Raw genomic sequence first — 13,990 nt, 5'->3', positions numbered from 1 at the left:
CGTTCGAAGACCTACAGGTGGGGGCAGGCCCCCCGACGGGCCGCATGTCACGAAGAATGTCGCCCCCACCCCACCGATCGTTACTAGAGCAAACAGGTATCACCGCCCCCAATCCTGGGGGCCATACCCAGCCGCTATCGCAAGACCGACACCAGGTACTCAGCCCCGTGCCATGTCCACGAACCGGCTCAGGTGCAGCTGGTGGGCCACGGTGATGGTGGCGGTGGGGCCGTTACGGTGCTTGCCGACGATGAGGTCGGCCTCGCCGCCGCGGGGGTCGTCGCGTTCGAAGGCGTCGGGGCGGTGCAGCAGGATGACCATGTCGGCGTCCTGTTCGAGCGATCCGGACTCACGAAGGTCGGAGACCATCGGCCGCTTGTCCGTTCGCTGTTCCGGACCACGGTTCAGCTGAGAGATCGCGATCACTGGAACTTCGAGTTCCTTCGCCAACAGCTTGAGATGGCGCGAGAACTCCGAGACTTCCTGCTGTCGCGATTCGACCTTCTTACCCGAGCTCATCAGCTGGAGGTAGTCCACCACCACGAGTTTCAGATCGTGTCGCTGCTTGAGCCGCCGCGCCTTGGCTCGAATTTCCATCATGGTCAGGTTCGGCGAATCGTCGACGAACAGCGGCGCCTCACTGATCTCACTCATCCGCCGAGCCAGCTTGGTCCAGTCGTCATCACTCATCCGCCCCGAACGCATATCACCGAGCTTGATCTTCGCCTCGGCCGACAGCAGACGCATCACGATCTCGGTCCGGCTCATCTCGAGCGAGAAGATGACACTGGCCATTCCATGCTTGATCGAGCAACTCCGCATGAAATCCATACCGAGCGTGGAATTGTGTGTCGGGACCATCGAGTGGCCGGCCAGGTACAGATGGTCGGCATTGTCGACTTCGACGCAGCGGACCGGGACCGAATCGATGCGCCGCACATCGACGATGTAGCGCGAATTCGAGCGCGCAGTGTTGCGAGATGCGCGGCGTTCCTTGTGCAGCAGCGCCTTTCGGTACAGCCCGAACACTTCCTCGTCGGTGGCGAAGGTGAGGATGTAGCAGGTCGAGGACTGCTCCGAACGGCCGCGAACCCGTTTGGTCGTTACGCCACAGCGATAACCGAGGCTGACGACCAGTTCCCGAACATCGCGGAACAGCTGCTCACTGGTGACGGCGAACTGCACCGATCCACCGTGCGTCACCGTCCCATCGGTATCGAGCAGGCCCGCCAACAGCGCCCGGCGCTGAGTTTCGGACGACCGCAGATACTCCGTCGGAATGTGCTTGTCGCCAAGTACGCCGAGCGTGCGCAGCCGTGCCTGCACGCTGCCGACCGAGTTCCGGCAGGACTGGCACAGGCGCAGCCCGATCGAAGGGCCGCCGCATTCGGCGCAGCTGGGCGCGGGAACGGGGGCAGACACGAAGCGCGCCTTACCGCCACACGAGCGCCCACAGGTGCGGACCTCGCTGGTGAACGGAACGAACTCGGCACCGCAGACCACGCAGTCACGAGCCGCGACCGGCGCATCCGCCGGCAGCGTCAGCTGGAATCGCCACTGCGCCGATTGCGAGGGCACCGCGACGATGCCTTCCGCTTCGATGCGCGCCACGATCTCCGGGTCGACACAGGTGATCTGTGCGGCCTCGTAGGTGCCGTCGCCCAACCAGGCGCCGAGCGTGTACGGCGGGACCAGCAGATCGCGGTCGGGCAGCTGTAGTGGCCGTGCGTTGGTGACGGAGTGATTTATTCGTCGGTCCGCGGTGTCGCAGCGAAGGGTTCTCGCGATGTCCTCGGTGGTGTGGATGGCGGCGAAGGTCCGCTGTGTCCGCCCGCGCTCGGCCTCCTGCGCGGAACGGCGAGAGGCCCGGGTATCGGTGAGCCACTGATGCTGCGCGTCCGCGACGAGTACGGTCCCGTCGGAGAATTCGACCTCGTAGCAGGGACGATCGGTCATCACCTCGGTCGCCGCGATCACATGCGTCGGGCGGCCGTGCGCGTCGAGCAGCTCATCGCCCACCCCGACCTCGCCCATGGTGGTCCACCCGGTCGGTGTCGGCAGAGGAGTGTCGAGCGCGAGGGCTTTACCCACACCCGGTCGCGCGGCGACGATGATCATCTGACCCGCGTGCAACCCGTTGGTGAGTTCGTCGAGTTCGGTGAAGCCGGTGGGGACGCCGAGGGAGATGCCGCCGCGGGAGGCGATGGAGTCGATTTCGTCCATGGTGGGCTGGAGGAGTTCTTCCAGCGGGGTGAAGTCCTCGGTGGTGCGGCGCTCGGTGACCTCGTAGATCTCGGCCTGGGCGCGGTCGACGACCTCGGCGACGTCCTGGCCGTCGGCGCCGGCGTAGCCGAACTGGACGATGCGGGTGCCCGCTTCGACGAGGCGGCGCAGGATGGCCTTCTCGGCGACGATCTCGGCGTAGAAGCCGGCGTTGGCGGCGGTGGGGACGGTCTGGGTGAGGGTCACCAGGTAGGGCGGGCCGCCGATGCGCTTGAGTTCGCCGCGGCGGTCGAGGCCGGCGGAGACGGTGACGGGGTCGGCGGGTTCGCCGCGGCCGTACAGGTCGAGGATGGTGTCGTAGATGGCCTGGTGGGCGGGACGGTAGAAGTCCCCGGGGCGCAGCACCTCGACGACGTCGGCGATGGCGTCCTTGCTCAGCAGCATGCCGCCGAGGACGGACTGCTCGGCGGCCATGTCGTGCGGGGGCTGGCGGCCGAAGTCCTCGCCGGGGGGCTCAGGCGGGAAGTCGGTTTGCGCGCGGTCACCGGTGGTAGTCACCAGACCGTCCTCTCTGCCCTCGAGACCGGGGGTTTCACATCGATGAACTCGTTGTACTCCCGGGCACCGACACGGTTGTCAGCAATCGGTTGCCTGCGTGATTCCCGGGGTCGCGCGCAGGGCAATGCGACGAACCTAGGCGACGTTTCGGGGACGCGCCAACCCCATATGTGCACACAACTGTGGATAACTTGGGGGTAGTTCACCCGCTGTTGTGCAGCTCCTGTGGAAAACGTGGGGAAAACCCAGGTCAGTCTGGTGGAACGCCCTGCTAGACCCCGTTTTACCCAACTCTCGACCTGTGGATGAAAGAAGTACCGGCGTGTCGGTGAAGGTGAACGGCCGGGCGTGTTGGGTAAACAGCAGCCGTGCACGATATGACCGGTGTCACAATTACACCGGTCGGTTTCCTCGGTCATCCACAGGTGGAATAACCGGAGGTCAGCGAGTTGCCGACCGGGGGCCGAAAACCGGCACGCCGCACGGGGACAAACCCGGCAATCGGTCAGCTATCGCCCGAAAACCCGGATGACGGCAGCAGGAAACCACCCCTGCGTCGAACACAGGGGTGGTTTCCCAGCGAACTCAGTTCGCCGCAACCTCGAGGTTGAACTTGGCAGCCACATCGGGGTGCAGGTGCACCACGATGCCGTGCTTGCCGGTCGCCTTGATGTGCGACTTCGGCAGCTCGATGCTGCGCTTGTCCACCACGGGGCCACCGGCGGCCTTGATGGCGCCTGCCACGTCGGTGGTGGTGACCGAACCGAACAGCTTGCCGCTGTCGGCGGTCTTCACGGCCAGCGAAACCGACTCCAGGCCCTCGATGGCCTGCTTCAGCTCGTTGGCGTGATCCAGGTCGCGCACCTTGCGGGCGTCCTGGGCGCGACGGATGCCGTCGACCTGCTTCTGGGCGCCACGGGTGGCCACGATGGCCAGGCCGCGGGGCAGCAGGAAGTTGCGGCCGTAGCCGTCCTTGACCTCGACGAGATCGCCCGGGGCACCGAGGTTGTCGACATCAGCGGTGAGGATGAGCTTCATCTGTCTGACTCCCTTTCTCAGCGAGCGGTCGACACGTAAGGCAGCAGGGCCACCTCACGCGAGTTCTTGACGGCCACAGCGATGTCACGCTGGTGCTGCACGCAGTTGCCGGTGACGCGACGAGCGCGGATCTTGCCGCGATCGCTGACGTACTTACGCAGCAGCGTGGTGTCTTTGTAATCGATATTGACGATTCCGGACTTGGCTTCCTTGCAGAAAGCGCAGGCCTTCTTCTTCAGTACCTTTTCGCGCGCGGGCGCTTTAGGCATGGTTTTCTCTCCGTACTATGAGTGCCGTTCCTCAGAACGGCGGTTCGTCATCCGTGCGGCCGCCGCCCCCGAAGGAGCCGGCCGCGGGCGCGCTACCCCACGGATCGTCGTTGCCGGCGTTGCCGCCGCCCGACTGTCCGCCGCCATTGTTGGCGCTGTAGCCGCCTGCGCTTGCACCTGCACCGGCATTGCCGGAACCGCCACCGAAGCCGCCGCCTCCGCCGCCGCGACCGGCCTTGGAGACCTTGGCCGTCGCGTACCGCAGGGAGGGACCGACCTCGTCGACCTCGAGTTCGACGACCGTGCGCTTCTCACCCTCGCGGGTTTCGTAGGAGCGCTGCTTGAGCCGTCCGCTCACGATCACGCGAGCACCTCGGGTCAGGCTCTCGGCGACGTTCTCCGCTGCTTCACGCCAGATGTTGCAGCGCAGGAACAGGGCCTCGCCGTCTTTCCATTCGTTCGAATTACGATCGAACACGCGGGGAGTCGAAGCGACGGTGAAATTCGCCACCGCTGCGCCCGCGGGCGTGAAACGAAGCTCGGGGTCTGCCGTCAAGTTTCCGATGACGGTAATGACCGTGTCGCCTGCCATGGGGGTTCCTCCTGCTCGCCGGTGCTGTCCGCTACTCGCTGTCGCGCTAGAGCCTAAAGATAGGCACCGACGAAAACGAGAGAATGTTGCAGCGGACTACTTGTCGTTGCGCAGAACCTTGGTGCGCAGCACCGTCTCGTTGAGGCCCAGCTGGCGATCCAGCTCGCTCACGGTGGCGGGGGTCGCGGTCAGTTCGACGATCGCGTAGATGCCTTCGGCCTGCTTGGCGATCTCGTAGGCGAGCCGGCGACGGCCCCAGATGTCGACCTTGTCGACCTTGCCGCCCTCGGTCTTGACGACCGTGAGCAGGGTATCCAGGGACTGCCCGACGATGCGCTCGTCCAGGCTGGGGTCGAGGATGACCATCACTTCATATTGACGCACGGACCAATCACCTCCTGTGGACTAGGAAACGGCCATGGACTTTCCATGGCAGGAGGGTTCGTTGCGTCAGCAACCCGCCAAGGCTACATGAGCAGGGGGTGAGCGGCGAAATCGATCTTCACGCATAGGGTGTCTGCCATGGCCTCGGCAGACCCGCAGCAGCGCGCAGCACGTGGCGCCGCGCGAGCCGCGGCGCTGACTTTCCTCATTGTGCTGTTGTGCGGGCTCACCCTCGCGATGGGCTATGCGAACAAGGCGCGGTGTGCCGGAGGAGCGATCGACGAAGACGGTCGCAGCCTGGTATTCGACGAGCGCAAGGATTCGGATGTCTGCTACTCCGACATCCAATTCCTGTGGCTCGGCCGCGATATCGACAATCACGTCTTCCCCTACGTGGACGGCGGCATCACCGAAGACGGCGCGCTGACCGGCGGCGCGGTGGAGTATCCGGTGCTCAGCGGCGTGCTGATGTGGGCGGGGGCGATCGGGGTGAGCAACGACGCCGATTTCCTCTGGCGCTCGGCGCTGCTGCTCACGCCGTTCGCGCTGCTGACCGCGTGGATGCTGGCCCGGCTCGCCGGCCCGGCGGCCCTGCTGTGGGCGATCGGCCCGCCGCTGGTGCTCTACGCCTTCCACAACTGGGAACTGCCGGTGGTGTGTACGGCGGTGGCCGCGATCTATGTGATGACCGCGTTGACCGGCCTGTCCGTGCGCACCCGCGGGATCATCGCCGCGGTGCTGCTCGCGCTCGGTTTCTGTCTCAAGATCTATCCGGGCATCTTCGTGCTGCCGCTCGCGCTGTATGTGCTCACCGAGGGCACGGCGCGCGACGGACGACGGCTGCGCGATCTCGACGTGGTCGGCGCCGCGCAGACCCTGCTGGCCGCGATGGGCACCGTGGCCGCGGTGAATCTGCCGTTCGCGGTGGCCGGGCCGGAGGGGTGGCGGGCCTCGATCACCTTCCAGCAGATGCGCCAGGCCGACATCACCACCAATTCGATCTGGTACTGGGGCCACCAGCTGATCTCCGGTCGCATGGTCGAGGCCACCGACACCTGGCACGACCTGGTGTCGGTGGCCTCACCCGCGCTGATCTTCGCCTCGTTCGCGGTGGCCATGTGGGTGGGCTGGCGGCGCTGGACCACGTCGGCGGCGCTCCCGTGGGTGGGCGTCAGCGCGGCCATGTTGTGCGGATTCATGCTTTTCCACAAGGTCCACTCACCCCAGTACACCCTGTGGATAATTCCGTTCCTGGTGCTGCTCGAGGTGCCGTGGTCGATGGTCGCGGCCTATCTGGTGGCCGACGCCGCGGTGGGGATCGGGGTGTTCCGGTACTTCTATTCGATGGGCACCGGCGAGGGCGTCGAGCTGATGGAGGGGGTCGTCCAGTTCGGCGTGTGGTTGCGCTCGGCGCTGCTGATCGCGCTGTTCTTCGTCTTCCTGCGGGCTCGGCTGCGCGGTGCGTTCCGGCTCGAAACACCGTCCACTTCGGGACGAGAACTCCAGCCGGTCGCCTGACACAACGACAGCGGCGGCGAATCCCGTGGGACTCGCCGCCGCTGTGGCGTTTCTCGGCCGACTCAGCTGACCGGAGCGGCTTCCTTCTCCTCCGCCTCGTCGGGCTCGGCCCGGCGATTGCGCAGGATGCTGGAGATGAGCGCCGCGCCGATGAACGCGATACCGACCAGACCGGTGATCAGCTCGTTGACGTGCACGCCGATCGAGATGAGCAGGATGGTGGCCAGCGCGCCGATCGCCCAGTGCGCGCCGTGCTCGAGGTACACGTAATCCGAGAGCGTGCCCTGGCGCACCAGGTACACCGTGATCGACCGGACGAAGATCGCGCCGATCAGGCCGAGGCCAAGCGCGATGATGATCGGGTCGGAGGTGATGGCGAACGCGCCGATCACGCCGTCGAAGGAGAACGACGCGTCGAGGACCTCGAGGTAGAGGAACAGGAAGAAGCCGGCCTTACCGGTGGCTTTCACCAGCTCGGACGGGCCGCTGCTCTCCTCGAGGTCTTCGGTGTGGAACATCGAACCGAGGCCGTCGACGGCGATGTAGACGATCATGCCGAGCAGACCGGCCAGCAGCACGGTGCCGCGGACCTCGGGATCGGCGAGGAACTCCGCGGTGAGCAGCAGGCCGATGCCGGCGACCACGACGGCGAGCATGTCGAGCTTGCCCGCCTTGGCCAGCGGCTTCTCCAGCCAGCTGAGCCAGGTGATCTCACGTTCCTCGAAGATGAAGTTCAGGAACAGCATCGCCAGGAACATGCCACCGAAGGCCGCGATCTGCGGGTGCGCGTCGGTGAGCAGGGTCTCGTAGCTGGGGCTGCCGTCGGGGAAGGTGGCCGCGTCGTTCGCCGGTGGGTTGAGGGCGAGGTCGAAGGCCTGCACGGGGTTGAGCCCGGCGGTGACCCACACGATCGCCAGCGGGAACACCAGGCGCATGCCGAACACGGCGATGACGATGCCGATGGTCAGGAAGATCCGCTGCCAGAATTCGCTCATCCGGCGCAGCACGGTGGCGTTGATGACAGCGTTGTCGAACGAGAGCGACACCTCGAGGATACCGAGGATCGCGCAGAGGAACAGCGCGGTCAGACCGCCGTAGAGGTAGGCCACGACCAACGAGAACACCGTGATGGCGATGGACAGGCCGAAGATGCGCGTAATCACGCGGAGGGACCTTTCTGTGTCACAAGAACAGGGGGCCCGGAATGTCGAGCCCCCTGTCCATGATGGTGACTAGACGTTGACGCCGTAGTCGCGGGCGATACCGGCCAGGCCGGAGGCGTAGCCCTGTCCGATGGCGCGGAACTTCCACTCGGCACCGTTGCGGTACAGCTCGCCGAAGACCATAGCCGTCTCGGTCGACGCGTCCTCGGTGAGGTCGTAGCGGGCGAGCTCGTTGCCGTTGGCCCGGTCGACAACGCGGATGTAGGCGTTGCGCACCTGGCCGAACGACTGGCTGCGGGACTCCGCGTCGTAGATCGAGACCGGGAAGAAGATGCTCTCGATGGTCGGCGGGGTGTTGGCCAGGTCGACGTTGATGACCTCGTCGTCGCCGTCGCCCTCACCGGTGAGGTTGTCGCCGGTGTGCTCGATGGCGCCTTCCGGGGACTTCAGGTTGTTGAAGAACACGAAGTGCTTGTCGGAGACGACCTTCTTGTCGCCGCCGGTGGCGATCGCGCTCGCGTCGAGGTCGAAGTCGGTGCCGGTGGTGGTGCGGACGTCCCAGCCGAGGCCGACCGCGACCGCGGTCAGGTTCGGGGCCTCTTTGGTCAGCGAAACGTTGCCGCCCTTGGACAGACTGACACCCATGCGGGAATCCCTTCGGTTGGTCCGGTGTGTCGTTTCCCGGCAATCTCCGAATGCATGTCCGAATCGCCGGGTACGGCTACGACAGTAATAGGTTTCGCCGAACTTGCGTAGGAACGAGCTGCAGCCCTGGTGAACGGGGGGAATCTCCTACCATCGACGAGGAGTGCGCGCCGTGGACGGTTCCGCGGTTCGGGAAGGGGACGTGCCGGTGACACCTCGCAGACGCGGATGGTTCAGATCGGGGCCTGATCATGAGTGGATCAGCGGAGCGCGGGCGGCGACCTCGGCCGCCTTCCTCGATATGGATCGCAGGCAGTCGGCGGCGGAGGCGGGAGTGGTGGCCAGTGATCAGGTCTTCCCCGATCGCCGCGTCGGCGCGGCCTGGGAGCCGGTGCGGGCGCGCTGCTACGCGGCGGCGGGCGCCTATCTGAGTCTGACCGAGGAACTCGACACCGCCGAGGCGACCGGGACGCCGATCCCGCACGGTCCGGCCAGGGCCGACGCGGTGGTCCGCCAGCTGCACGAGGCCGCACGCGGGGTCGACGAGTTCTATCACGCCAACAGCGCCGGGCTGGCGGAGGCGGCGAGCGTGCGGGCGACGGTGCCGCAGTTGCTCACGCGGGTGCGGGCCGACGCCGAGGGCGTGCTCGCGAAGGCGGCCGACTCGGAGTTCGCGGCGTACCCCTCGGTCTCCGGTGGAGTGAAGCGGCTGAATGAGGCCATGATCACAGCGTCGGCGATCGACCCGCTGGCCGCCGTCGCGAGTGCGCGCGAGGCCGCCGCGCAGGTCAAGCAGGCGACGACGGATCTGTCGGATGCGTTGGCGCAGGCCCCTTCTCGCGCGATGGCCGCCACGAACGCGATCGCCTCGGTGACCACCCGGCTGGCGGCGGTGCGCAACCGCGCCGCCGCGCTCGGACCCGCCTACTCGGCACTGCTGCGTGAGTTCAGTGCTGCGAGTTCGGCCGATCTGACCAACAATGAGCGGGAAAGCCAGCGCGGCATCGACGCCGCCGACGCCGAGCTGGTCGGAGCGCGCGTCGCGGCTGCCGATCGTGACCCGGAGAACGCCCTTGACTTGACCGCCGCCGCACGCCAGCACCTCGCCGAGGCCGAGCAGTTGGTCGATGCCGTCACTCGACGGCTCGAACTGCTCCGCGGGGTGCGTGCCGATCCCGAAGCGCAGGCCCGCACCGTACGATTCCGGCTGCGGGACGCGCAGATGCTCGCGGTCGACCGAGGTCTGGTCGCCGAGTGGGGGTCGGTGCTCGATGCGCAAGCCGAACGCCTCGACCGGATCACTTCGGGACTGACGGGTCGTCATCCAGACTATTGGGCGTATGTGTCCGAACTGGGTACCGTCGCTGAGTTCATCGCCGGAGTGGTCGACCGCATGAGAAAACACGAGTAGAGAACACACAGTGGCCCGACAGATGAGGTGGGGGGAATGACCGCGGGGTATGCCGTCGCGCCGGAGGTTTGCCTGTACAAGCAGACTCCGCTGCGCCATTTTCGGCAGTTGCAGGGTCCGCGCAGCCGGGAGTTGTTCCTGGTCGAGCCGGAACCGATCGTCGCCTCCGACGATCGGGAGTTACTCGCGACCGCCCTCGGCGCCACCCTGTACGTCCCCGCGACCAGACCCGATCTGGCGGAGACGATCCGCCGCAGGGCGGCGCGCGGGGTGTGCTCGATGGTGATCGACCTCGAGGACGCCGTCGCCGATCATCAGGTGGCGGCCGCCAAGGAACACGCGGTGGCGACGCTGGATCTGCTGGCGCGCAGCCAGGATCCCAATCCGATGCTGTTCGTGCGGGTGCGCGATCCGCAGACCGTGACCGAACTGGTCGAGCTGCTCGGGCCGGGCGCGAGCGCGCTCACCGGGTTCGTCTTCCCCAAGTTCGACGCGGTCACCGGGCCCGCCTACCTGGCCGCCCTGGACGCGGCGAGCCATCGGCTCGGCCGCCCGGTCTACGGCATGCCGGTGCTGGAATCGGCGAGTCTGGTCCATCGCCAGACCCGCGACGAGCAGCTCTCGCGCATCGCCGACCTGCTCGCCGCGCACCGCGACAAACTGCTGGCGGTACGGATCGGCGCCACCGACATGTGCTCGACGTTCGGCATCCGCCGCGACCGCGACCTCACGATCTACGACGTGCGGGTGGTCGCCGATGTGATCGCCGACATCGTCAACTACCTCGGCCGCGCCGACGGCACCGGATTCATCATCACCGGACCGGTCTGGGAGTACTTCGCCGATCACGAGCGGATGTTCCGGCCGCTGCTGCGGACCGCGCCGTTCGAGGAGTCCGACGCGGTCCCGTTCCGCCAGTACCTGGTGAGCCGCGACCTCGACGGCCTGCTGCGCGAGATCACCCTCGACCGCGCCAACGGCATCCAGGGCAAGACGGTGATCCACCCCTCGCACGTGGCCGCCGTGCACGCGCTGTCGGTGGTGACCCACGAGGAGTACGCCGACGCGCTCGACATCCTGGCCGCCGACGTCGGTGGCGTGGCCGCCTCGGAATACCGCAACAAGATGAACGAGATGCGCCCGCACCGCAGTTGGGCCCGCCAGACGCTGGTCCGGGCTCGCGCGTTCGGCGTCGCCAACAAGGGAGTGTCCTTCGTGGATCTGCTGACTGCGATGATCGCCGAATGAGCGGGGTCGATCGGGAAACCCCCTGGGCCACCGAACATCTGGGGATCCAGCTGCTGCACACCGAGTCCTTCACCGCGACGTCGGCTGCTGGCGCTTCGGCTGAAGTCGTCGCGGTCGAGGCTTCGCCCGAAGGTGCGTCGGGTCCGGTCACGCCGTCGGCTGTCGGCCTGTCGTCCCTCGATGCCTCGCCCGCCGGGCTGTCGATCGGCGAGCTCGTTCGGCCAGGTCTGCGCCGTAATCCGCGGCGGGCGCATCTGCTCGTGTCCACGGTGCTCGGCAAGCATCTGCCCACCGATCCGCGTGTGGTGATCGGGGCGGGTGATCGGCTCGGTGATCTCGTGCGTGAGAAGCTGGGCGACCGTGAGTCGGTAGTGCTCGGATTCGCCGAGACCGCAACGGGTCTGGGGCATTGCGTGGCCGCGCGTCTCGACGCGGCCTGCTATCTGCACTCCACTCGCAGGCACGAACCGCGCGCCACCACGCTCACCGGATTCGAGGAGGGGCACTCGCACGCCACCTCGCATCTGCTCCAACCCGCACCGGGCGAGATCTTCGCCAACGATCTGCCGTTGGTCCTGGTCGACGACGAGATCTCCACCGGCGACACCGCCATCGACGCGGTCCGCGCCCTGCACGCCTTCGCCCCCCGCGCGCACTACGTGCTCGCCTCCCTGGTCGACATGCGCACCGCCGCCGACCGGGACAAGTTCGAGAAGTTCGCCGCCGAACTGGGTGCGCGGATCGACACCGTCTGCCTGGCTGCCGGTCGCACCGAATTGCCGGACGGGCTCGTGGAGTCTGTCGCTGCCCTGCCCGACCCGGAGCTCAATCCGGGAGCAGCACAGCGTGGTTCGTTCGGCCGAATCGAACTCCCCTGGCCCGCCGAGGTTCCCGAGGGCGGCCGGCACGGCATCCTGAACACAGATGTCTCCGCCTTCGACGTGGCATTGAAATCCGCCACCGCCGAGGTGCACGCGCGCCTGAACACCGAGTTCCCCGGCCGCCCGGTGATCGTGCTCGGCCACGAGGAACTCATGTACCTCCCCCTGCGCCTGGCCGCCGAACTCGCCAACGCCGGAACCGTCACCCGCTTCCAAACCACCACCCGCTCACCGGCTTACGTCCTCGACGAACCCGGCTACCCCCTCCGCCGCGGCTTCCGCTTCACCGCCCCCGAACCGGACCCCACCGCCCACCGCTACCTCTACAACGCCCAGCTCCCCGACAGCGACGAGGCACCGGTCCTGCTGATCGTCCTCGACCCCCCGGCCGACACTCCCGAACTCATCGCCCCCGGCGGCCTGGTCGACGTCCTCACCACCTCCGGCGCCGACGTCCTCATCGCCGTCCTCCCCGGCGCCGACCCCCGCGCCCTCCACGAATCCCGCACCACCCGATCGACCCCGAGCACCGGCTCCACAACGACGCGACCGGGCATGCCCGAGCGCCCCACCGGTTCCGCCGTGGCTATGCGGTCTGCCGTATCCAACGCGCCCGCGGATGCGGCTGCCAGAGCCGACGCGCCCGCGCGGTCTGCCGGGTCCGCCGTGACTACGCGATCTGCCGTGGCCGACGCGATCGCGCGGCATGGTGTGCCCGACGCGACCGCACAGCCCGACACGACTGCGCGGCCCGACACGACCGCGCGGCCTGCGTCGGCTGATGTCACCACGCGGGCCGCCGTGGCCGACGCGTCGGCGGGCGAGCTGGGAACCGTGGTCTCGGCGAATGGATCGGCTGCCGTCGGTGCCGGGGCGGGCGCGGCTTCCGCCGACGCTGTCGGTGTGACGCGCGGTGGACGCCCGCTGCCCCAGCCGCTTCGTGGACCCGAGTTCGGATCGTATGCGCCCGAAGAGGTTTCGTGGCTGCTGAAGGATCTCTCGGATGCCGATCTGGAGGCCGACGTCGCCGAACGCGAACGGCGCATCCAGGCGGGTGTCGCCCATTACGCCGAGTCGCTGCCGGTGGAATATCAGCCAGACGCGGAGTATCGCGAGCTGTTCGACCAGGTGCTGGCCGACAGCGCCGAGCGGTTGGCGCTCGCGGTGGCGACCGTGTCGGAACTCGTTGTCGCCGAACGTGGTGCGGACATCGTGCTGGTCTCGCTGGCCAGGGCGGGAACGCCGGTTGGTGTGCTCATGCGTCGCTGGCTGGCCAGTGGTGTCGGGCGGCCGAGTCTGACGGTGCCGCACTACGCGGTGTCGATCGTGCGAGATCGTGGCATCGACGCGGTGGCGCTGGACTATCTTGCGCACCATCATGATCCGGCCTCGATCGTGTTCGTCGACGGCTGGACCGGCAAGGGTGCGATCACCCACGAACTCACCGAGGCACTCGACGCCTACCACGCGGCGGGTGGCGCGCGGTTCAATCCTGAACTCGTCGTCCTGGCCGATCCCGGCAACAGCGTGCGCACCTACGGCACCCGCGACGACTTCCTCATCGCCTCGGCCTGCCTGAATTCGACTGTCTCCGGCCTGGTTTCACGCACGGTCCTGAACGAGACCTTGATCGGACCCCGAGATTTCCACGGCGCCAAGTTCTACAGCGAACTCGCCGCCGCGGATGTCTCCAACGAACTGCTCGACGCGGTGACCGCCGCTTTCCCCGCCATCGCCGACAAGGTCCCGGACGCGGTCGCGGCGATCCAGGAATCCGATCGCACCCCGGCCTGGTCGGGCTGGGCGTCGGTGGAACGCGTGCGCGCCGAATATGGCGTCGCCAGTGTGAATTTCGTGAAGCCGGGCGTCGGCGAGACCACCCGCGTCCTCCTCCGGCGGGTGCCGTGGCGGGTCCTCGTCCGCGAGGCCGACGCCCCCGAACACGCCCACATCCGCCTGCTCGCCGCCGCGCGCGATGTCCCAGTGGAAGTGGTGCCCGACCTGGCGTACTCCTGCATGGGCCTGATCAAGGAGCTCGACCAGTGACCGCCGAGGCATTG

The 13,990-nt window shown here is 67.3% G+C and carries 11 protein-coding genes; 4 read left to right on the top strand and 7 right to left on the bottom strand.

The window, feature by feature from the left end; genetic code table 11:
* Positions 1–159 precede the first annotated feature (159 nt).
* From dnaB to rpsF, 5 genes are all read right to left on the bottom strand, one after another.
* Entirely contained in the window at positions 160–2,781 is a 2,622-nt protein-coding gene (gene dnaB / locus ACFVVM_RS17700) for a replicative DNA helicase (RefSeq protein WP_387618939.1), read from the bottom strand.
* A gap of 585 nt (positions 2,782–3,366) precedes the next feature.
* Entirely contained in the window at positions 3,367–3,819 is a 453-nt protein-coding gene (gene rplI / locus ACFVVM_RS17695; RefSeq protein ID WP_387618938.1) for a 50S ribosomal protein L9, read from the bottom strand.
* A 17-nt stretch (positions 3,820–3,836) separates the two neighbouring features.
* Positions 3,837–4,088, bottom strand: a complete 252-nt coding sequence (gene rpsR, locus ACFVVM_RS17690) for a 30S ribosomal protein S18 (protein WP_056823934.1) — start codon at positions 4,086–4,088, stop codon at positions 3,837–3,839.
* Between the two features lie 31 nt (positions 4,089–4,119).
* Positions 4,120–4,680: a single-stranded DNA-binding protein gene (locus ACFVVM_RS17685; RefSeq protein ID WP_387618935.1), complete on the bottom strand. Its 561-nt coding sequence runs from the start codon at positions 4,678–4,680 to the stop codon at positions 4,120–4,122.
* 96 nt (positions 4,681–4,776) lie between these two features.
* A complete protein-coding gene (rpsF, locus tag ACFVVM_RS17680) occupies positions 4,777–5,064 on the bottom strand; it encodes a 30S ribosomal protein S6 (protein WP_071930950.1) in 288 nt (95 codons plus the stop codon).
* Positions 5,065–5,202: 138 nt separating this feature from the next.
* Between rpsF and ACFVVM_RS17675 the strand changes: the two genes are divergently transcribed.
* Entirely contained in the window at positions 5,203–6,582 is a 1,380-nt protein-coding gene (locus tag ACFVVM_RS17675; RefSeq protein ID WP_387618932.1) for a glycosyltransferase family 87 protein, read from the top strand.
* Positions 6,583–6,644: 62 nt separating this feature from the next.
* Here the strand turns inward: ACFVVM_RS17675 and ACFVVM_RS17670 are convergent, their stop codons facing one another.
* On the bottom strand, positions 6,645–7,745 hold the full coding sequence (locus ACFVVM_RS17670) for a DUF475 domain-containing protein (protein ID WP_387618930.1): 1,101 nt from the start codon (positions 7,743–7,745) through the stop codon (positions 6,645–6,647).
* Between the two features lie 69 nt (positions 7,746–7,814).
* Positions 7,815–8,390: a TerD family protein gene (locus ACFVVM_RS17665; protein WP_071930948.1), complete on the bottom strand. Its 576-nt coding sequence runs from the start codon at positions 8,388–8,390 to the stop codon at positions 7,815–7,817.
* A 337-nt stretch (positions 8,391–8,727) separates the two neighbouring features.
* On the opposite strand from ACFVVM_RS17665, the gene ACFVVM_RS17660 reads away from it, so the two are divergent.
* The 3 genes from ACFVVM_RS17660 to ACFVVM_RS17650 are packed head-to-tail and all read left to right on the top strand — an operon-like array spanning position 8,728 to position 13,976.
* Positions 8,728–9,801, top strand: a complete 1,074-nt coding sequence (locus ACFVVM_RS17660) for a hypothetical protein (RefSeq protein ID WP_387618926.1) — start codon at positions 8,728–8,730, stop codon at positions 9,799–9,801.
* A 36-nt stretch (positions 9,802–9,837) separates the two neighbouring features.
* The gene (locus ACFVVM_RS17655) at positions 9,838–11,049 is read left to right on the top strand and encodes an HpcH/HpaI aldolase/citrate lyase family protein (protein WP_387618923.1); all 1,212 of its coding nucleotides are present in this window, start codon (positions 9,838–9,840) and stop codon (positions 11,047–11,049) included.
* Positions 11,046–13,976 carry a phosphoribosyltransferase gene (locus ACFVVM_RS17650; RefSeq protein WP_387618920.1) on the top strand — a complete coding sequence of 977 codons (2,931 nt, stop codon included), beginning with the start codon at positions 11,046–11,048 and terminating at the stop codon, positions 13,974–13,976. The genes ACFVVM_RS17655 and ACFVVM_RS17650 overlap by 4 nt, the downstream gene beginning before the upstream one ends.
* Positions 13,977–13,990 lie beyond the last annotated feature (14 nt).

This window comes from Nocardia sp. NPDC058176, from assembly GCF_042883805.1.
Lineage (GTDB): Bacteria > Actinomycetota > Actinomycetes > Mycobacteriales > Mycobacteriaceae > Nocardia.
The sequence above is the reverse complement of the archived record's forward strand: the minus strand, read 5'-3'. Positions and strand labels throughout refer to the sequence as shown.